This window comes from Blastococcus brunescens (genome assembly GCF_035320885.1).
Taxonomy (GTDB): Bacteria; Actinomycetota; Actinomycetes; order Mycobacteriales; family Geodermatophilaceae; genus Blastococcus_B; species Blastococcus_B brunescens.
Genome location: NZ_CP141261.1, coordinates 2,387,950 through 2,405,157 on the forward strand (window position 1 = coordinate 2,387,950; position 17,208 = coordinate 2,405,157).

The 17,208-nt window shown below is 73.5% G+C and carries 19 protein-coding genes and 6 pseudogenes; 9 read left to right on the top strand and 16 right to left on the bottom strand.

Annotation, left to right across the window (positions count from 1 at the left end):
* Positions 1-29: 29 nt before the first annotated feature.
* The 3 genes and pseudogenes from U6N30_RS15900 to U6N30_RS15910 form a co-directional block, all read right to left on the bottom strand.
* Positions 30-746 carry a dioxygenase family protein gene (locus tag U6N30_RS15900; RefSeq protein WP_324278331.1) on the bottom strand — a complete coding sequence of 239 codons (717 nt, stop codon included), beginning with the start codon at positions 744-746 and terminating at the stop codon, positions 30-32.
* Positions 668-904, bottom strand: a pseudogene (locus U6N30_RS15905) (dioxygenase); the annotation flags it as partial. The gene U6N30_RS15900 and the pseudogene U6N30_RS15905, both read right to left, overlap by 79 nt.
* A gap of 211 nt (positions 905-1,115) precedes the next feature.
* Positions 1,116-1,625: pseudogene (locus U6N30_RS15910) on the bottom strand (zinc-binding dehydrogenase); the annotation flags it as partial.
* A 71-nt stretch (positions 1,626-1,696) separates the two neighbouring features.
* Between U6N30_RS15910 and U6N30_RS15915 the strand changes: the two are divergent.
* On the top strand, positions 1,697-1,876 hold the full coding sequence (locus U6N30_RS15915) for a hypothetical protein (RefSeq protein ID WP_324278047.1): 180 nt from the start codon (positions 1,697-1,699) through the stop codon (positions 1,874-1,876).
* Between the two features lie 50 nt (positions 1,877-1,926).
* On the opposite strand, the gene U6N30_RS15920 is transcribed toward U6N30_RS15915, so the two are convergent.
* The 4 genes and pseudogenes from U6N30_RS15920 to U6N30_RS33965 form a co-directional block, all read right to left on the bottom strand.
* Positions 1,927-2,265, bottom strand: a complete 339-nt coding sequence (locus U6N30_RS15920; protein ID WP_324278048.1) for a citrate synthase family protein — start codon at positions 2,263-2,265, stop codon at positions 1,927-1,929.
* Positions 2,265-2,435: a hypothetical protein gene (locus U6N30_RS35465; RefSeq protein WP_324278049.1), complete on the bottom strand. Its 171-nt coding sequence runs from the start codon at positions 2,433-2,435 to the stop codon at positions 2,265-2,267. The genes U6N30_RS15920 and U6N30_RS35465 overlap by 1 nt, the downstream gene beginning before the upstream one ends.
* A 110-nt stretch (positions 2,436-2,545) precedes the next feature.
* Positions 2,546-2,779 (bottom strand): hypothetical protein, encoded by a 234-nt coding sequence (locus U6N30_RS15930; protein WP_324278050.1) that lies wholly within the window; start codon positions 2,777-2,779, stop codon positions 2,546-2,548.
* Between the two features lie 22 nt (positions 2,780-2,801).
* Positions 2,802-3,967 (bottom strand): annotated as a pseudogene (locus U6N30_RS33965) (CaiB/BaiF CoA transferase family protein).
* Between the two features lie 229 nt (positions 3,968-4,196).
* On the opposite strand from U6N30_RS33965, the gene U6N30_RS15945 reads away from it, so the two are divergent.
* The 4 genes from U6N30_RS15945 to U6N30_RS15960 all read left to right on the top strand — a co-directional run bounded on the left by U6N30_RS15945 (position 4,197) and on the right by U6N30_RS15960 (position 6,507).
* Positions 4,197-5,435, top strand: coding sequence for an amidohydrolase family protein (locus U6N30_RS15945; protein WP_324278053.1), 1,239 nt, complete (start codon positions 4,197-4,199; stop codon positions 5,433-5,435).
* The gene (locus U6N30_RS15950) at positions 5,426-5,677 is read left to right on the top strand and encodes a hypothetical protein (RefSeq protein WP_324278054.1); all 252 of its coding nucleotides are present in this window, start codon (positions 5,426-5,428) and stop codon (positions 5,675-5,677) included. The genes U6N30_RS15945 and U6N30_RS15950 overlap by 10 nt, the downstream gene beginning before the upstream one ends.
* Positions 5,678-5,848: 171 nt before the next feature.
* Positions 5,849-6,310: an IclR family transcriptional regulator domain-containing protein gene (locus U6N30_RS15955; RefSeq protein ID WP_324278055.1), complete on the top strand. Its 462-nt coding sequence runs from the start codon at positions 5,849-5,851 to the stop codon at positions 6,308-6,310.
* A gap of 26 nt (positions 6,311-6,336) precedes the next feature.
* Positions 6,337-6,507, top strand: coding sequence for an IclR family transcriptional regulator domain-containing protein (locus U6N30_RS15960; protein ID WP_324278332.1), 171 nt, complete (start codon positions 6,337-6,339; stop codon positions 6,505-6,507).
* A 113-nt stretch (positions 6,508-6,620) separates the two neighbouring features.
* Here the strand turns inward: U6N30_RS15960 and U6N30_RS15965 are convergent, their stop codons facing one another.
* The 3 genes from U6N30_RS15965 to U6N30_RS15975 form a co-directional block, all read right to left on the bottom strand.
* Positions 6,621-6,920 carry a GNAT family N-acetyltransferase gene (locus U6N30_RS15965; RefSeq protein WP_324278056.1) on the bottom strand — a complete coding sequence of 100 codons (300 nt, stop codon included), beginning with the start codon at positions 6,918-6,920 and terminating at the stop codon, positions 6,621-6,623.
* Positions 6,917-7,147 (bottom strand): GNAT family N-acetyltransferase, encoded by a 231-nt coding sequence (locus U6N30_RS15970; RefSeq protein ID WP_324278057.1) that lies wholly within the window; start codon positions 7,145-7,147, stop codon positions 6,917-6,919. The genes U6N30_RS15965 and U6N30_RS15970 overlap by 4 nt, the downstream gene beginning before the upstream one ends.
* 277 nt (positions 7,148-7,424) lie before the next feature.
* Positions 7,425-9,800: a S41 family peptidase gene (locus U6N30_RS15975; protein ID WP_324278058.1), complete on the bottom strand. Its 2,376-nt coding sequence runs from the start codon at positions 9,798-9,800 to the stop codon at positions 7,425-7,427.
* A gap of 226 nt (positions 9,801-10,026) precedes the next feature.
* Between U6N30_RS15975 and pdxY the strand changes: the two genes are divergently transcribed.
* Together pdxY and U6N30_RS15985 are read left to right on the top strand one after the other, a co-directional pair.
* On the top strand, positions 10,027-10,878 hold the full coding sequence (gene pdxY, locus U6N30_RS15980) for a pyridoxal kinase PdxY (protein WP_324278059.1): 852 nt from the start codon (positions 10,027-10,029) through the stop codon (positions 10,876-10,878).
* A gap of 143 nt (positions 10,879-11,021) precedes the next feature.
* Positions 11,022-12,572 (top strand): annotated as a pseudogene (locus U6N30_RS15985) (peptide chain release factor 3); the annotation flags it as partial.
* A gap of 15 nt (positions 12,573-12,587) precedes the next feature.
* On the opposite strand, the gene U6N30_RS15990 reads toward U6N30_RS15985, so the two are convergent.
* From U6N30_RS15990 to U6N30_RS16000, 3 genes are read right to left on the bottom strand one after another with little or no spacing between them, the layout of a single operon-like run.
* Positions 12,588-12,935, bottom strand: coding sequence for a hypothetical protein (locus tag U6N30_RS15990; RefSeq protein ID WP_324278060.1), 348 nt, complete (start codon positions 12,933-12,935; stop codon positions 12,588-12,590).
* Entirely contained in the window at positions 12,905-13,279 is a 375-nt protein-coding gene (locus U6N30_RS15995; RefSeq protein ID WP_324278061.1) for a hypothetical protein, read from the bottom strand. Before U6N30_RS15995 ends, U6N30_RS15990 begins: the two co-directional genes overlap by 31 nt.
* Positions 13,264-13,416 carry a hypothetical protein gene (locus U6N30_RS16000; protein ID WP_324278062.1) on the bottom strand — a complete coding sequence of 51 codons (153 nt, stop codon included), beginning with the start codon at positions 13,414-13,416 and terminating at the stop codon, positions 13,264-13,266. The genes U6N30_RS15995 and U6N30_RS16000 overlap by 16 nt, the downstream gene beginning before the upstream one ends.
* 138 nt (positions 13,417-13,554) lie before the next feature.
* Here U6N30_RS16000 and U6N30_RS16005 point away from each other — a divergent pair, with 138 nt between their 5' ends.
* A complete protein-coding gene (locus U6N30_RS16005; RefSeq protein WP_324278063.1) occupies positions 13,555-13,899 on the top strand; it encodes a UBP-type zinc finger domain-containing protein in 345 nt (114 codons plus the stop codon).
* A 77-nt stretch (positions 13,900-13,976) separates the two neighbouring features.
* Here U6N30_RS16005 and U6N30_RS16010 read toward each other — a convergent pair whose 3' ends face one another.
* Both U6N30_RS16010 and U6N30_RS16015 read right to left on the bottom strand, forming a co-directional pair.
* A complete protein-coding gene (locus U6N30_RS16010) occupies positions 13,977-14,165 on the bottom strand; it encodes an aldehyde dehydrogenase family protein (protein ID WP_324278064.1) in 189 nt (62 codons plus the stop codon).
* Positions 14,081-15,400 carry an aldehyde dehydrogenase family protein gene (locus tag U6N30_RS16015; RefSeq protein WP_324278065.1) on the bottom strand — a complete coding sequence of 440 codons (1,320 nt, stop codon included), beginning with the start codon at positions 15,398-15,400 and terminating at the stop codon, positions 14,081-14,083. Before U6N30_RS16015 ends, U6N30_RS16010 begins: the two co-directional genes overlap by 85 nt.
* Before the next feature lie 16 nt (positions 15,401-15,416).
* Here U6N30_RS16015 and U6N30_RS16020 point away from each other — a divergent pair.
* Positions 15,417-16,564 (top strand): annotated as a pseudogene (locus U6N30_RS16020) (anti-sigma factor RsbA family regulatory protein).
* A gap of 393 nt (positions 16,565-16,957) precedes the next feature.
* Here the strand turns inward: U6N30_RS16020 and U6N30_RS16025 are convergent.
* Positions 16,958-17,029: pseudogene (locus U6N30_RS16025) on the bottom strand (zf-TFIIB domain-containing protein); the annotation flags it as partial.
* Between the last annotated feature and the right edge of the window lie 179 nt (positions 17,030-17,208).

The window sequence follows — 17,208 nt, forward strand, 5'->3', positions numbered from 1 at the left end:
CGGACGGGCCAGGAGTCATCGCCCGGCGGTCACGCCTGGCGCTGCAGCACGAAGTCGTAGCGCGCCTCGAGCCAGGGGACGTCGGAGGTGCCGCCGTCGGGAGTGGGTCCCGGCTCGCGCTCGTCGAACCGGACCACGAGTTCCTGCTTGGTCCCGAAGACGACGTCGCTGTCGAGGTACTCCGCACCCTCCTGGAACAGGTGGGTGATCAGCGGCTCGAAGCCTGGCTCGTTGATCAGGACGTGGATGTGCGCCGGGCGGAAGTGGCTGATCTCCGTGCGCGAGACGAGGTCGCCGACCGGACCGTCCATCGGGATCGTGTAGCCCTTCGGCGCGATCGTGCGGACGCAGTACCTGGCGTCCTCGCGGGCCGCGTACTTGGCGCGCAGCCGCGCCTCGTCGACCTCGCCCAGCTGCGCCTCGTAGACGCCCTCGTCGTCGGCCTGCCAGACGTCGAGCACCGCCCCGGCACGGGGGCGCCGGCCAGGTCGCGCACGGTGCCGTGCAGGTAGAGCGGCACGCCGGCGAGGCCCTGCGACATGTCCCCGCCGAACCCCAGCTCCGGGGAGCCCTCGATGTGGAATGGGCCGAGCACCGTCGCCGGCGTGGCGGCCGGGTCCAGCCGGTGGTTCATCTGGACGACGAGCATCGAGAGGCCGAGGACGTCGGAGGCGAGGATGAACTCCTCGCGCTTCTCGTTGCTGATCCGGCCCGTGGCGGTCAGCCACTGCACCGCCGCCATCCACTCCGCCTCGGTGAGCCGGACCTCGCGGGCGAAGTCGTGCAGGTGCCGGACCAGCGCCGTCATCAGCTCCGCCAGGCGCGGGTCCGTCGCCGTGGCCCAGCGCTCCACCGCCAGGTCGGTGATGTTGTCCTCGGTGACCAGCTGCACGGCTTCCTCCATCGGTGGTGGTGCGGCCGGCGGGCGCCGGACGCGAGCGGTCGGGGTCAGGGTGCCAGGACCAGGCGGGCGGTGGCCTGCCCCGCTGCCTGGCGGGCCCAGGCCTCGGACACGGCGTCCAGCGCCAGCACCTCGTGCGCCACGGCGATGCTTCCTCGGCGGCGTGCCGCGCGACCGCGGTGAGCGCGTCGGCCCGCTCGGCGGGGGTCAGGGCGTTGTTCGTGTAGCCGAGAACCTCCGCCGAGCGGCTGCGGAGCACGGCCGAGGAGAACTCCGCGACGTCGCCCGAGGCGCCGCCCAGGTTCACCAGCCGCCCGCCCTCGGCGAGCACCCGGGACGCAGCGGTGGCCGCCGCCCCGAACACCGGGTCGACGACGACGTCCGCCCGGCCCCCGCAGGCGTCGGCGAACCGGCCGCTGAGCGCGTCGGCGTCCCCCGCCAGTGGCACGACCGCGTCGGCGCCCAGGTCGCGGGCACGCTGCTGCGCCTCCGCCGACCGGCAGACGGCGACCACCCGGCCGGCGCCGAGCACCCGGGCGGCGCCGACGGCCGCCTGGCCGACCGCCCCGCCGGCGCCGAGCACGAGGACGGTCTCCCCGGCCCGAGCCGCGCCCGGCCGGTGAGCACCATCCAGGCAGCCACGGCGGACAGGCCCAGCGCGGCCAGGTGCGCGTCGAGGACGTCGGCGTCGACCGGCACCAGGTCGGCGTCGGCCACCGCGCACCGCTCGGCGAGGCTGCCGTCGCCCGGAGCCATCCCGGCGCTCGTGGCGAACCAGACGCGCGTCCCGGCCGGATGGGCCGCCGACTCCTCGACGACGCCCACCCCTGCACGCCGGGCACGTACGGCACCGCGGGGCGGCCGAAGTACGAGGTGCCGGAGGCCGCCAGCTGGTCCAGCGGCACGATCGGCGCCGCCGTCACGCGGACGACGCTGCGGCCCGCGGCCGGCACGGGATCGGGGTGCTCGCCGTAGGCCGGGGCCTCCCGGGTGTGGTCAGGACGGCAGCGCGCACACCGGCCTCCTCAGGCGGTCGCGTCGTCCCCGGCCGCTGTCAGCGGCGCGGGCACGAACGGGTCGGGGTCGACCGGACGGTTGTTCAGGTCCACCGACAGGAAGACGTCGTTGGCGACCGGGTGGCGCAGCTCCTCCGCGAGCTGCCCGATCAGACCGGCCGTGCGGGCGAGCAGCGCGAACCCGCGCAGCAGCTCCAGCGGCAGGCCGAGGTCGGCCAGGGCCGCGCCGCAGACGCCGGCGCCGTTGAGCGGCAGCCGCTTGCCGAGCACCTGCTCGTGCACCCGGCCGATGGCGGCGAACAGCGACAGGTGCGGGCCGACCAGCCCCTCCTCGGTCGCGATCTCCATCAGCCGCGGGGTCCGGGGTCGCCCTGCTTGTGCACGTGGTGGCCGAGCCCGGGGACGAAGCGGCCCGCGGCCCGCTGCGCGGTCACCGTCTCCAGGGCGAGGGCGTCCCAGCCGGCGTCGTCCGTGGGCAGCGGGCGGGCGGGGTCGGCAGCAGAGCTCCGGGTGAGCACGTCGTGCAGGAAGCGGCCGCAGTCCTCCGTGACGCCCAGGAACCGCGAGCCGCCGCCGAGCAGGCCCGCCGCGAGCGCGCCCTGGATCGAGTCGGGCGCCGACAGGTAGGTCAGGCGGGTGACGATGGCCGTCGGGGTGAACCCGTGGTCGGCCAGTGCGGCGAGGACCGCCTCGAAGACGCGGGTCTCCCCGCCGTGGGCCGGCGCTGGGTCGCCAGCCAGAACGACAGCTCACCGAAACCGACGGTGCCCATGACGTCGCGGGCGAGGTCGCTGCCGAGCAGGGTGATCGTCTCGAGGCTGGAGGCCCCGAGGGCGGTCGGGTACACCGGCTGGTCGGTCACGAAGCCTCCTCGCCGGCGCGCGTCAGCCAGGACCGGATCTCCGTGCCGTGCTCGTCGAGCGTCGGCGGCGGCAGCCGGTAGTCGGGGGCGGTCGAGGAGAACGTGATCGGGTTGCGGATCGACGGCACGGCAGCGGCACCCTCCCCACGCTGACCACCGGGTCCAGGCCGATCTCCTCGGCGAACCCGACGCCCTGGTCGATGGTGTTGATCGGTCCGCACGGCACGCCGGCACCGATGATCTCGCGGAACCAGTCCATCTTCGACCGGGTCCGCAGCCGCTCGACCAGCAGCGGCCGCAGCTCGTCCCGGTTGGCCGTGCGGTCCTCGTTGCGCCGGAACCGCGGGTCGTCCACCAGCTCGGGCAGCCCCAGCACCCCGCACAGCCGGCGGAACTGACCGTCGTTGCCGGCGGTGATGATCAGGTCTCCGTCGGCGCACGGCAGCGGCTCGTAGGGGAAGAGGCTCGGGTGGCTGTTGCCCATCCGGAACGGCACCACGCCACCGGCGACGTAGGCGCTGGTCTGGTTCACCAGGCCCGACAGCGCCGACGCCAGCAGGTTCACCTCGATGTGCTGCCCCTCGCCGGTCTCGTGCCGGTGGTTGAGCGCGGCCAGCACGCCGATGGTCGCGTGCAGGCCGGCCATGACGTCGAAGAGGGCGACGCCCGCGCGGTAGGGCTCCCCTCGGGGTCCCCGGTCAGGCTCATGAAGCCCGAGATCGCCTGCACGATGAGGTCGTAGCCGGGCAGCGCGGCCCCACCGGGTCCGCTGCCGAAGCCGCTGATCGAGGCGTACACGACGCCGGGGTTCACCGCCGCGACGCTGTCGTAGTCCAGCCCGAAGCGACCCAGCCCGCCGGGCTTGAAGTTCTCGACCAGGACGTCGGCCCGCCGAGCCAGCTCCTGCGCGAGCGCGACGTCGTCCGGGTCCTTGAGGTCCAGGGCGACCGACCGCTTGTTCCGGTTGACGCCGAGGTAGTAGGTGGACACCTCGTCTCTGACCGGCGGCTGCCAGGTGCGCGTGTCGTCGCCCGCCGGGCCCTCCACCTTCACCACCTCCGCGCCGAGGTCCGCCAGCAGCATGGTGCTGTAGGGCCCCGCGAGGATGCGGGAGAAGTCGGCGACGAGGATGCCGGCCAGCGGTCCGCGGCCCGGGGTCGCTCCGGGGAGGGCCGGTCCTGGAGTCATGGGCGCGGGGTCTCCTCAGCAAGATCTCCGGACGGATGTCCGCCCTCCTGCGGGCAGTCTCTTCACCGCGGACGGGAGCTGTCAACCGGTAGCCTGCCGACGCGTCCGCCCCCGCAGCGCCCTCTTGACAGCCCCGGCAGGCGGCACGAAAGTGACCCGCATCGCACCCGCTCGCCGCTCTGCGGACGATCGTCCGGATGCGAGTCCGCGGACGTCCGAGGAGGAGACGATGACCCATTCCGAGCCCGCCCCCGAGCCAGGCCGCCCGGTGGTCCTGCGCGGCGGCACGGTGCTGACCATGGACGACGCCGGGACGGTGCTGACCGATGCCGACGTCCTCGTGGTCGACGACCGCATCGCCGCCGTGGGATCCCGCCTCGAGGTGCCCGAGGGCACCCAGGAGATCGACGCGCGGGGCGGCATCGTGATGCCCGGGATGATCGACACCCACCGCCACATGTGGCAGACGGCGATGCGCGGCTACGGCGCCGACTGGACGCTGACCCAGTACTTCGTCTGGTACTACCTCGAGCACGGCAAGAAGTTCCGCCCCGAGGACATCGCGGCCGGCAACCGGCTCGCCGCGATCGAGTCGCTGGACGCCGGCGTCACGACGACGGTCGACTGGTCGCACAACCTGCACACGGTGGACCACGGCGAGGCGGCGATCGACGCACTGCGGTCGGTCCCGGGCCGGTTCGTCATGGCCTACGGCAACATCCAGGCCGGCCCGTGGGAGTGGGCGACCGATCCCGCCGTGCGCTCGATCCTGGAGCGGCTGCGCGACGCGGGCGACGACATGATGGGCGTCCAGATCGCCTTCGACGTCACCGGCGACCCGGCCTTCCCGGAGAAGGCGGCGTTCGAGGTCGCCCGCGACCTCGGCATCCCGGTGACCACGCACGCCGGTGTGTGGGGCGCGACCAACGACGACGGCATCCGGCTCATGCACGAGCACGGCTTCATGACGCCGGAGACCGTGTACGTGCACGCCTCGACCCTGACCCGCGACAGCTACCAACGGATCGCGGCCACCGGCGGCTCGATCTCGGTGGCGACCGAGTCCGAGTGCAGCGCCGGACAGGGGCACGCCCCCACCGAGCAGGTCCTGCAGTACAAGATCCCGGTCTCCCTGTCGGTGGACACCAGCGTCTGGTGGAGCGGGGACATGTTCTCCGCGATGCGCTCGACGCTGAACGCCGACCGCATGTCCGAGCACCTGACCGCGCACCTCAAGGGCGACACGATCACCCACCTGCGGCTGCGCGCCCAGCACGTCGTGGACTGGGCGACCAGGGGCGGGGCGCACGCCATCGGCCGCGACGACCTCGGCAGCCTCGAGCCCGGCAAGAAGGCCGACGTGGTGCTCATCAAGAACGACGCCTCCCCGTGTCCTTCCCGCTGCTCAACCCGTACGGGCACGTGGCCTTCCAGGCCCAGCGCGGTGACGTGCACACCGTGCTGGTGAACGGCCGCGTCGTGAAGTACGCGCACGAGCTGGTCGGCATCGACCTGGCCCCGGTGCGCCGGGAGATCGAGTCGACCATCGACCACCTCAAGGGCGCGTGCGGCGAGGACGCCTGGCAGCAGGGGATGTTCCCCGACCGGCCCGAGGCGGAGGCCGAGATCCTGGCCAACCCCTACCAGTACTCCGACTACGAGGACGAGTCCAAGCGCGCCGGCGGCGAGGAGCGCGTCCTCGGCCGCTGAAGGGAGGAGGACCCCGCTGCCCCCACCGCTCCACGCGCGCGGCGGGGACCTGCGGCGGGGTCGGGGTGAGGGAGGACATCGGATGGCAGGGCGAGGCACCGGGCCCGACTTCGTGGAGGCGCTCGCGCGGGGCTCGACGTGCTGTCGTGCTTCGACGCCGACCACCGGAGGATGTCGCTCAGCGAGGTCGCCGCGGCCGCGGGGCTGGCCCGGCCGACGGCCCGGCGGCTGCTGCTGACCCTGGAGGAGCTGGGCTTCGTCCGCTCCTCGGCCGGCACCTTCGCCCTCACCCCGAAGGTGCTCACGCTCGGCATGGCCTACGTCGGTTCCCTCGGCCTCTGGGACATCGCCCGGCCGCACCTCGAGGCCCTGGTGGCCGCCACCGGGGAGTCCTCCTCGATGGCCCAGCTGGACGGTCCCGACATCGTCTACGTCGCACGGGTGGCGGTGCCCAAGATCATCGCGCTGCGCGTCGAGATCGGCACCCGCTTCCCCGCCGTCCAGACCTCGCAGGGCAAGGTGCTGCTGGCCGCCCTGTCCGCCGACGAGCTCGAGGCAGCGCTCGCCGCCCCGAGCCGGGCCGGCCTGCCGCCCTACCTCGGACGGCCCCCGAGCAGCTGCACCGCGAGCTGACCGAGATCCGGGCCCGCGGATGGGCGCTGGCCGACGAGGAGCTGGCGCCCGGCGTCCGCTCGGTGGCGGTCCCGGTCCGGGACGGCGCGGGGATGGTGCGGGCCGCAATGAACGTGACCGTGCACGCCGCGGAGACCTCGACCGAACGACTGGTCCAGGACCACCTCCCCGACTGCTGTGCACCGCGGGCGAGGTGAGTGCCGAGTGGGCGCTCTGGCAGTCCCGCCCGCACGTGGAGCTCGGTCGGCGGGGGTGGACGGCTCGGCCACCGCCTGACCGGCGGCGGGCGCCTCCCGTGGTCGGGACCAGGTCAGCCCGGTGCGGACCAGTCGGTGACCAGCTCCTTCTGGTACCAGACGACGTCGTGCCAGCGCCCGTGCTTCCAGCCCACCCGGCGGTACGTGCCGGCCGGCACGAAGCCCAGCGCCCGGTGCAGGCCCTCGCTCGCCTCGTTCGGCAGGGCCACCCCGGCCAGCACGGTACGGATCCCCCGCTCGGCCAGCCGGTGGACGAGGGCGGTGTAGAGCGCCCGGCCGCCGCCGGACCCGCGACGCGTCCCGTCGAGGTAGACGCTGACCGACGCCGACCACCGGTAGGCCGCCCGGCTCATGAACGGCCCCCGTACGCGTAGCCGGTCACCACGCCGGCGTCCTCGAGCACCAGCCAGGCGTGGTCGCGCTGCGCCGCGGAGATCCGCTCCGCCATCTCCTCCGCCGACGGCGCCTCGCTCTCGAAGGAGATCGCCGTGTCCCGGACGTAGGGAGCGTAGATCTCGGCGCACCGCAGGGCGTCCGCCGGAACGGCGTCGCGCACCGTGCCCGGACCGCTCGTCGTCACCCGGTCATGATCGTGGACGAGCCGGTCCGCACGGTGAGCGGCCCCGCTCGGGCGCCGGCCGGGAGACCTTCCAGCCGATGCCCAGGCGGTTGTCAGCCCGCTCACTGCCGCGACGACGACAGTGCGGGGTATGGACGACTCGCACCGATGGCTCGTCGACCCGCCGACCGCGCACGCCGAGGAAGCCACCTGGACGATGCCCGGGGCGGGCTCGTGATGCCGACCCGCCGCGCGCTCGATGCCGGACTCGGCCTCGCTGCCATGGTGGTCGCGCTGCTCACGCTGATGCCGACCGGCCGGGGCTGGGAGTGGGGCGCGCCGCTGTCCGAGCTGCACTGGTACGCGACCGGATGGACGTCGGAGACCGCGATGCTGCAGCTCGTCGGCAACCTGGCCCTGCTCGCCCCGATGGCGGCGCTCGCCGTGTTCCGGTGGCCGGAGCTGGGGACGGCCCGCCGACTGGCGCCCGCCGCTGCCGCCGTCGCTGCGGGGATCGAGCTCCTGCAGTGGGTGCTCCCCTGGGGCGGGTCGTCTCCCCGTCGACGCCCTGCTCAACGCCACCGGGGCGGTGCTCACCGGCGTGGTCGTGGCAGCCCTGCGGACCAGCGTCGGCCGGTCGCCGTCGACGGCGACCGGCCGGCGTTGAGGCCTCAGAGCGTCTGGATGCGTGCCGCGACGAGCTCCCCGCCGCGAAGCCCTGCGCCTGCACGACCGTCGCGCCCTCGGAGCCCGGCACGGGGATCGACACCGGACCGTCGGTGACGTCGGTGCTGCTGCGCGGCCGGCCGTCGACGTAGACGTCGACCCGGTCGATGCCGGCCAGCGTGAGCTGCAGGGTGAGGACGCCGGCCCCGTCGACCGAGGCGAGGAGGTCCAGCCTGCGCCGGGGACGGCCCGCCAGCAGCGCGGCGGCCGCCGCCATCAGGTCGACGTTGCCCTCGAGCACGTCCCGCCGGGTCATCTCGTGGCGCACGTCGGCCCGCACGCCGAGGTCCTCGACCGGGGTGCCCGCCAGCGCACCGACCCGGAGGGTGCGCCGGATCGACACCCGCATGTCGGCCTGCTTCGGCAACGGCCGGTAGGGCGAGTCCGGATCGGCCGGGACGTCCCGGAGTGCCTTGAGGAGGCCGTGGGTCCAGACGTTCGCCCCGCCGGCACCGGTGGTGTCGTCGACACCGAGCACCGGGCCGATCGCATGGTCCTGGAAGCCCGCCGCGAAGATGTCGGTCGCGGAGTAGCAGCGGGCGTCGGTGACGAGCACGACGGGCCCGAAGTAGCGCTGGCCGACGGCGTTGGCGCCGGTCTCCGGGCTGATCGGGAACGCCGAGGAGTAGATGGACCCGGTCTCCACCGACTGGTCCATGGAGGGGAACCAGGCCCCCAGGTCGATCTGGCCGGTCGGGTTGCCCCGGTGCCGGCGGCAGACCTCGAGGTTGAGCGGGGTGCAGACGAACTGCACCGGCTCCGGCGTGATCCGGCGCGGGGTCAGCGTCTGCAGGGTGAACTCGCTGGCGAGGATGTGCCCGCCGCCGTTGCCCCGGACGTCGAGGATCAGCCCGTCCTGCGGCAGCAGCTCGACGAGCCGGACGAACTCGGCGACGAACGCTCCGGGGTCGGGCACGTTGAAGGTGAAGATCCGCAGGTGCCCGACGGTGCCGCCGGCGGTGGGCACGCTGCGCGCCCGGAACACCAGCGGCATCGAGGACGGGACGTCCGCGCCGGTCGCCGCAGGCTCCGTCGACAGCTCGACCGCCAGGGTGCCGAGCGTCTGCTGGACCGCGTGCGGGGCGTACAGGAGGGCGCGGGCGCGGCCGGTCTCGTCCGCGTGCAGGTCGAGGCCCTGGGACGCCGCGGCTTCGGTCAGGACCTCCGCGTCGGCCATCGCCGGGGCGTTGGGCGCGACCAGCCACGGCTCGCGCAGCTCCCGCCGGACGCCGTCGCGGTCGAGGTAGCTGACCGTCACCCATTCCTCGTCCGGCGGCAGGTGCAGCCGCAGCGCCCGGATGGTGAGCGAGTCGACCCCGCGGGCCAGACGGGCCGCCGCGTTGCTCCCGGCGAACCGGTCGGCGTTGACGGCGACCGCCCGCTCGATCGGCATCCCGTTCCAGTGCGTGATCTCGACGCCGACGGTGAACGTCGGAGCGGCGAGGCCCTGCGCGAGCCGGGTGACGACGTAGGTGATCCGGCCGTCCTCGGCGCAGCGTTCCACCTGGAACGGCAGGTAGGCGATCATCCCGGCGAAGGGCTGCGGGAGCAGGTAGTTGGTGTGCAGGTCGCGCACCGAGTGGAAGATCGCTGACATCTCCTGGTGGAAGGACCGCTCCGGCTCCATCGTCGCGTCGGTCTGGCGCAGGAGGCGGGCCCGCAGCAGCCGCAGCCGCTGGACCGGGTTCACCGCGTGCATCGCCGACTTCAGCGGCAGGTGTACGTAGTTGCCCTCGAGCATCAGCATCGCCTGGTCGACGATGACCATGCGCTCAGCGTGGGTCAGGGTGCCCGCCGTCCGCATGAAGTCGTGCAGCGGCACCGAGCCGGGGACGGCGGCGTCCCCGGCACCGAACGCGACGGTGAGTTCCGCCGGGAGCAGGTCGTCGGCCGGGTCGTCGACGGCTCGGCGCGGGCTGGGCATCTCCACGTAGGTGGCCAGGGTCATCGAAAGCCTCGCTCGTGCGGCTGCGGACGGGCAGCTGTCCCCCGAGACCGGACGGCCTCGGAGGCAAGGGTCACCGCGCCACCGTCACGGGAGCGTCACCGTGTTCCTGCCGGACGACCGCGACCAGGACCCCCGGCCTCCCGCGTCGCCACGATCCGGCCCGGGCACGACCGGTGCCGCGACGCCCGGGTGTCCTCCGGACCGCGCGGCTGTCTACCTTCTCCCCGTGGTCAGCGTCCTCTCCATCCAGTCCCACGTCGCGTACGGGCACGTCGGCAACTCGTCGGCGGTCTTCCCGCTGCAACGCCTCGGCATCGAGGTGTGGCCGGTGCACACCGTGCAGTTCTCCAACCACACCGGGTACGGGCAGTGGACCGGCCGGGTCTTCGACGGTCAGGCCGTCGAGGAGGTCGTGCAGGGCATCGCCGACCGCGGCGTGCTCGGCAGCTGCGACGCCGTCCTGTCCGGGTACCTCGGCTCGGCCGACATCGGGCACGCCGTCGTCGCGACGGTCGGCCGGGTGCGGGCGGCCAACCCCGACGCCGTCTACGCCTGCGACCCGGTCATCGGCGACGTGGGGCGGGGCGTCTTCGTCCGCCCGGGCATCGAGGAGCTCATGCGCGACGTCGCGGTGCCCGCGGCCGACGTGGTCACGCCGAACCACTTCGAGCTCGACCTGCTGTCGGGCACCGCCACGCGGTCACTTTCCGAGGTGAAGGACGCGGTCGCCGCCGTCCAGGCACTCGGCCCGCGCGCCGTGCTCACGACGTCGCTGGTCACCGACGACACCCCGGACGACGCGATCGACCTGCTCGCCTCCGAGGGCGGCCGGCACTTCCGGGTGCGGACGCCGAAGCTCGACGTCTCCGTGAACGGCGCCGGTGACGCCATCGCGGCCCTGTTCCTGGCCCACTGGCTGGACACCCGCTCGGCCGGTGAGGCGCTCTCGCGTGCCTCCGCGTCGGTGTTCGGCCTGCTCCAGCGGACGGAGGACGCCGGCTCGCGGGAGATCCTGCTGGTCGCCGCCCAGGAGGAGTTCGTGTCGCCGACGCGCACGTTCGAGGTCACCGAGGTCTGAGCGACCGCCCGGCGACGGCACCGGATTACTGTCGTGGTGTGTCCCCTTCGCCCTCCGTCGGTCCCGTGCTGCCCTGACCGGTCCCCGATGAGCGCGGTCGACGAGCGGACCGCACCCCCGGGGACGTCGTCGCGCAGGCCTCACGACGACGGACGTTCGCCGTCATCAGCCACCCGGACGCCGGCAAGTCGACGCTCACCGAGGCCCTGGCCCTGCACGCAAGGGTCATCGGGCAGGCCGGCGCGGTGCACGGCAAGGCCGGCCGCCGCGGCACCGTGTCGGACTGGATGGACATGGAGAAGGCCCGCGGCATCTCCATCACGTCGGCGGCGCTGCAGTTCGAGTACCGGGACGCGGTCATCAACCTGCTCGACACCCCCGGGCACTCGGACTTCTCCGAGGACACCTACCGCGTGCTCACCGCCGTCGACGCCGCGGTGATGCTCATCGACGCCGCCAAGGGGCTCGAGGCCCAGACCATGAAGCTGTTCGCGGTGTGCCGGCACCGCGGCATCCCGGTGCTCACCGTCGTCAACAAGTGGGACCGCCCGGGCAAGGACGCGCTCGAGCTCATGGACGAGATCAGCGAGCGGACCGGGCTGACGCCGACCCCGCTGACCTGGCCGGTCGGCATCGCCGGCGACTTCCGCGGCGTCCTCGACCGCGCCGACGGCAGCTACCGGCGCTTCACCCGGACCGCCGGCGGGGCCACCATCGCGCCGGAGGAAACCCTGTCGGCCGAGGCCGCGCTGGCCCGGGAGGGCGACGCCTGGCAGCAGGCGGTCGAGGAGGTCGAGCTGCTGGGCGCGAGCGGCCAGGACCACGAGCAGTCGCTGTTCCTCGACGGCGTCACGACGCCGGTGCTGTTCGCCTCCGCCGTCTCCAACTTCGGCGTCGGCGCCCTGCTGGACACCCTCGTGGGCAAGGCGCCGGCTCCCACGGGCGTGCCCACCGACGACGGAGACCGGCGGGAGCTGACCGACCCGTTCAGCGCCTTCGTGTTCAAGGTGCAGGCGGGCATGGACACCGCGCACCGCGACCGGCTGGCCTTCATCCGCATCTGCTCGGGCGTCTTCGAACGCGGCATGGTGGTCACCCACGCCCGCACCGGCCGGCCGTTCGCCACCAAGTACGCCCAGCACGTCTTCGGCCGGGAGCGCGAGAGCATCGACGTCGCCTACCCCGGTGACGTCGTCGGACTGGTGAACGCGGCGGCGCTCGGTGTCGGCGACACGCTGTACGCCGAGAAGCCGGTGACCTATCCGCCGCTGACCACCTTCGCGCCCGAGCACTTCGCTGTCTGTCGTGGCCGCGACACCGGCAAGCACAAGCAGTTCCGCCGCGGGATCGAGCAGCTGGACTCCGAGGGCGTCGTCCAGGTGCTCCGTTCGGACCGCCGCGGCGACCAGGCGCCGGTGCTGGCCGTCGTCGGGCCGATGCAGTTCGAGGTGGCCACCCACCGCATGGAGCACGAGTTCGGGGCCGCGGTCGACCTCGACCGGCTGCCCTACAGCATCGCGATGCGCACCGACGAGGCCTCGGCACCCGTGGTCGCCACGGCACGCAACGCCGAGGTGCTGCAGCGCACCAACGGCGAGCACATCGCGGTCTTCGGCGACAAGTGGGGCCTGCGGGTCTTCAAGGAGAAGCACCCGGACCTCGTGCTGGAGTCCCTGGTCGCCGCCGAGCTCTGAGCGAGCCGCGCTCCGTCAGCCGATCCCGGTCGCCCGGAGGATCGCGACGACCTCGTCGGCGGTGGCCGGCTGCACCGGGAGGTGCGGCAGCAGGCCGACGACCTCCTCCGGTTCCAGCCCGTGCGCCAGCAGCTCCGCCGCCAGCCGTTCGGCGGTCTCCGGTGCCAGCGGAAGGGGCGCCCCGGTCGCCGTGACCGCGGCCTCGGCGAGGAACAGCGAGCCGGCCAGGTCGTCGTCCGCCGACCCCTGGTCGGCCGGCGCGGTGGCCGCGCGGGTGACGGCCTCGGCGGCGCGCACCAGGGAGAGCGGCAGGCCCTCGGCCTCCACCTCGATCAGGGGAACGTCCCGGAGGGCGGCGAGCACCAGGTGCTCCGCGTCGATGCGCAGGGGCGCCTCCCAGCCACCCGCCCGCACGACGTCGTCGAGGTCGGCCGGGTCCTCCCCACGTCGTCGGCGAGCTCGTCCCAGTCCGCCCGGCGGGTGCGCCGCGCGCATTCGGCGGCGGCCAGGCAGGTCGCGTGCACGAAGGGATGGAGGACGTCGAGGTCGAACCGGTCGGCGGCCACCGTGCCCGCGGCGTCGACGGAGTTCAGCGCGTCCTGGAAGCTGCCCGGCCGTGCGTCCCCGAGGTCGAGGCGCCCGTCCTCGTCACCGCTGAGCGCCAGGCCGTGCGCCGCCCGTTCGCCCACCGTCAGCCCGGTCGCCACGATCCGGCCCCCGACCGGAGGTGGTGCGGTTGGTCGGACATCCCCACGGACCAGGCGCAGGCCTCGGCGATCAGTACGGCCGCCCGCTCGCGGAGCACCTCACGGGTCAGCAGGCCCATCCAGTCGACGTCGAACACGCCGTCCACTGTCCCAGCGGGGCGGCCCTCGGGCGCGTACCTCGACCCCGGATCACGGAGGGTTCCTCGGGGTCGGTGCCGTCCGTACCGTGGGTCCCGCGTTCCACCACGTGCGTCCCTCCGGCTGGGAGCGAGCGGATGACCGAACAGGCGATCGACCCGGCGGTGCCGCCGTCCGGAACCGGCTGCGTCGAGTGCGAGGACACCGGCGGCTGGTGGTTCCACCTGCGCCGCTGCGCGAGGTGCGGCCACATCGGTTGCTGCGACTCCTCGCCGGACCGGCACGCCCGCGCCCACGCCGCGACCACCGGGCACCCGGTGATGCGCAGCTTCGAGCCGGGCGAGGACTGGTTCTGGGACTTCTCGACCGAGCAGCCGGTGCCCGGCGTCGCCCTCGCCCCGCCGCAGCACCACCCCGCCGACCAGCCGGCGCCCGGGCCCCGCGGCCGGGTGCCCGCCGACTGGCGGTCCCGACTGCACTGATCGAGGACGACCTTTCCCCACGCCTCGCGCGCTCGGCGCGGGCCGCCGAAGGGTGGCCGTTCCGGTGCGTCACGCCGTCATTCTGCAGCGGCGCCGGCGGTGTCGCCGTTCCCCTGTTCGCTGCTCGGCGGGCCGATCCAGACGGTCTTGGCGTTCATGAACTCGCGCATGCCGACCTCGGTCAGCTCGCGTCCGTAGCCGCTCTGCTTGACCCCGCCGAAGGGCAGCTCCGGGTAGCTGGTGACCATCCCGTTGACGAACGCCATCCCGGCGGCGACGTCGGCGATGAACTCGGCCCGCTCCCCTCGTCCTCGCTCCACAGATTGGCGCCGAGGCCGTACGGGTGGCTGTTGGCGATGTCGATCGCCGCACCGAGCGAGTCGACGGTGAACAGCGCGGCCACCGGACCGAAGACCTCCTCGAAGTACAGGTCCATCTCCGGGGTGATCCCGCTGAGCAGGGTCGGCTCGTAGAACCAGCCCGGCCGGTCCACCCGCTTGCCGCCGGTCAGGACCGTCGCCCCCTTGTCGACGGCGTCCTGCACGTACTTCTCGACGTCGTCGCGGCCGGACTCGGTGGCCAGCGGCCCGACCTGGGTGTCCTCGTCCATCGGATCCCCGACCGTCAGCGCGGCGATCTTCTCCGTGAACAGCCGGGTGAACTCCTCGGCCACGTCGCGGTGCACGAAGAACCGCTTGGCCGCGATGCAGCTCTGCCCGTTGTTCTGGTTGCGCGCCGTGACGGCGACCTCCGCCGCCTTATCCAGGTTCGCCGACGGCATCACGATGAACGGGTCGCTGCCGCCGAGCTCCAGCACCGTCCTCTTCAGCGCGTCACCGGCGATCGAGGCGACCGACTGCCCGGCCGGAGCGCTGCCGGTGAGGGTCGCGGCGGCCACCCGGTCGTCGCGCAGCACCTGCTCGATCGTCGAGGAGCCGATGAGCAGGGTCTGGAACACGTCGTCGGGGAAGCCCGCCTTGCCGAAGAGCTCCTCCAGGTACAGCGCGGTCTGCGGCACGTTGCTGGCGTGCTTGAGCAGGCCGACGTTGCCGGCCATGAGCGCCGGGGCGGCGAACCGCATGGCCTGCCAGAGCGGGAAGTTCCACGGCATGATCGCCAGGACGACGCCGATCGGCTGGTGCACGACGTAGGCGTCCTGGGCCTTGACGGCCTCAGCGTCCTTCTTCTCCGGCCGCAGCAGCGCCGGGCCGTGCTCGGCGTACCAGCGCAGCGCCTTGGCGCACTTGGCGACCTCGGCCTTCGCCGCGGCCAGGGTCTTGCCCATCTCGGTGGTCATCAGCTCGGCGACGGTGTCGACGTCCTCGTCGAGGACGTCGGCCGCTGCGTTCAGCCAGGCGGCCCGCTCGTCCGGCGAGGTGCGCCGGTAGGTCGCGGCCGCCGCGGCGGCGCGGGCGAGCCGGTCCTCGAGCGCCTCGGGCGAGAGGGCCTCGTAGGTCTTCAGCGTCTCGCCGGTGGCCGGGTTGGTGGTGGCGATGGCCATGGATCGTCTCCCGTCGATGGTGCGGCGCTCGCATGTCCCCCGTCCCGTGCCCGCCTGCACGGGGGCGAAACCGGGCGATCGGTCCGCTGACCGCGCTGCCCGGCGCCCACCGCCCCTCCGGCTCGACCATCGCCTACCGTGGGTCGGCAGCACCCGCTCCGGGTGGCAGCACGAGTCTCCGAGGTGGGTTGTGACCGGGTCGTCGGTGGTCGACTGGGCAGCCCTGCCCGCCGACCGCTACCTCCACGACGCGCTGATCTACGACGACCGGCAGCAGCTGACCGACGTCGCCGTCCCCTTCCTCCTGGACGGGCTGGCCGCCGGCGAGGCGGCCGTGATCGCCACCGGCGGCGACACCGCGGCGATCCTGCGGGATGCCGTCGGCGCCGACCCGCGGGTGCACGTGCTCGAGCGTGGCGACGTGTACCGGGCGCGCACGCCGTCGGCGATCACGACCTTCCGGCGGCTGGCCGAGCAGCGCACCGCCGAGGAGCGTCCCGTGTCCGCGTCGTCGGCGAGGTCGACTTCGGCAGCACCGAGCGCGACTGGCTGGAATGGCAGCGGTACGAGTCGGTGATCAACGTGGCGTTGGGCGAGTGGCCGCTGTGGGGTCTGTGCGTCTTCGACTCCCAGCGCCTGCCCGTCTCCGTCGTGGAGTCCGCCCGCCGGACGCACTCGTGCATCCATGGGCCGGCGGGGCGTGCGTCCAATCCGGATTTCATGGCGCCCGCGGACTACCTCCGCTCCCTGCCCGTCCCCGCCGAGCCGCTGGAGGACACCACCCCGCGCCTCTGGGCGAAGGACGTCGGGGACTTCATCGGCCTGCGGCACGCCGTGGCCGCCGAGCTGGCGACGGTCGAGGTGTCTCGCGACACGGTCGAGGACTACCTGCTCGCCGTGGACGAGATGACCTCCAACGCCGTCCGTCACGGAGGGCCACCGGTCAGCCTGCGGCTCTGGATCGGCACGGACCGGATCGTCTGCGCGATCGACGACCAGGGCCCGGGGTTCGACGACCCCTTCGCCGGCTACGGCCCGGCGCACGGCGAGGACCTGTCCCGCGGTGGCATGGGCCTATGGCTGGCCCGGCAGCTGTGCGACCACGTCGACATCTCCGGCGACGACGAGGGCGCGCACGTCCGGTTGACCATCCGCCTGGGTTGACCGCTCCCGGCCCACCCGCGCCGGCCCGGACTCAGCCGAACAGGTCGCCCAGGAAGGACTCCTTCTTCCGCCGCTTGTACGGATCGGAGGAGTGCGAGGAGTGCTTGGACCCCTGGACCTGGCGGAGGACCTCGCCGACCACTCCCCGAGCCCGCCCGTGGCGGCCTGCTGGTGGCCGGACCGGTCGTACTCGGACCGCCGGTGCTCGCTCTCCCGGTACTCGCCGTCCCGGTCCTCTCTCGCCCGGTGCTCGGCCTCCCGGTGCTCCGTGCGCCCGTGCTGGCCCCGGTCCGTCGCCGGCGCGGCTGCGGCCCCGCCGTGCCAGGCGTTCTCGGCGTCGATCAGCCGGTCCAGCTCACCGCGGTCGAGGAAGATGCCGCGGCAGTCGGTGCACTGGTCCACGTGCACGCCGTTGCGCTCGTAGGTCCGCATGCTCCCGTGACACTTGGGACAGGTCAGTTCCATGCCCGCCGCAACGCAGCCGGAGGCGGCACGGTTCCCGGGATCGGGAACGGCTGCTTCCGGCCAGTGGGGGCGGCGCCTCGGAACCGCTGGACCCGGCAGGGATACTGACGCCGACCGCACCCCCGACCGATGGGAGCACGTTGGTGGCTCGAACGCGCACGGACGAGATGCGGGACGTC

Excerpts from the sequence above, each read along its gene's own strand:
- U6N30_RS15915 (WP_324278047.1), top strand. The coding sequence starts at position 1,697 with ATGGGCCGCCGACTCCTCGACGACGCCCACCCCTGCACGCCGGGCACG.
- U6N30_RS15920 (WP_324278048.1), bottom strand. The coding sequence starts at position 2,265 with ATGGAGATCGCGACCGAGGAGGGGCTGGTCGGCCCGCACCTGTCGCTG.
- U6N30_RS15945 (WP_324278053.1), top strand. The coding sequence starts at position 4,197 with ATGACCCATTCCGAGCCCGCCCCCGAGCCAGGCCGCCCGGTGGTCCTG.
- U6N30_RS15955 (WP_324278055.1), top strand. The coding sequence starts at position 5,849 with ATGTCGCTCAGCGAGGTCGCCGCGGCCGCGGGGCTGGCCCGGCCGACG.
- U6N30_RS15965 (WP_324278056.1), bottom strand. The coding sequence starts at position 6,920 with ATGAGCCGGGCGGCCTACCGGTGGTCGGCGTCGGTCAGCGTCTACCTC.
- U6N30_RS15975 (WP_324278058.1), bottom strand. The coding sequence starts at position 9,800 with ATGACCCTGGCCACCTACGTGGAGATGCCCAGCCCGCGCCGAGCCGTC.
- U6N30_RS16005 (WP_324278063.1), top strand. The coding sequence starts at position 13,555 with ATGACCGAACAGGCGATCGACCCGGCGGTGCCGCCGTCCGGAACCGGC.
- U6N30_RS16010 (WP_324278064.1), bottom strand. The coding sequence starts at position 14,165 with ATGGCGTTCGTCAACGGGATGGTCACCAGCTACCCGGAGCTGCCCTTC.
- U6N30_RS16015 (WP_324278065.1), bottom strand. The coding sequence starts at position 15,400 with ATGGCCATCGCCACCACCAACCCGGCCACCGGCGAGACGCTGAAGACC.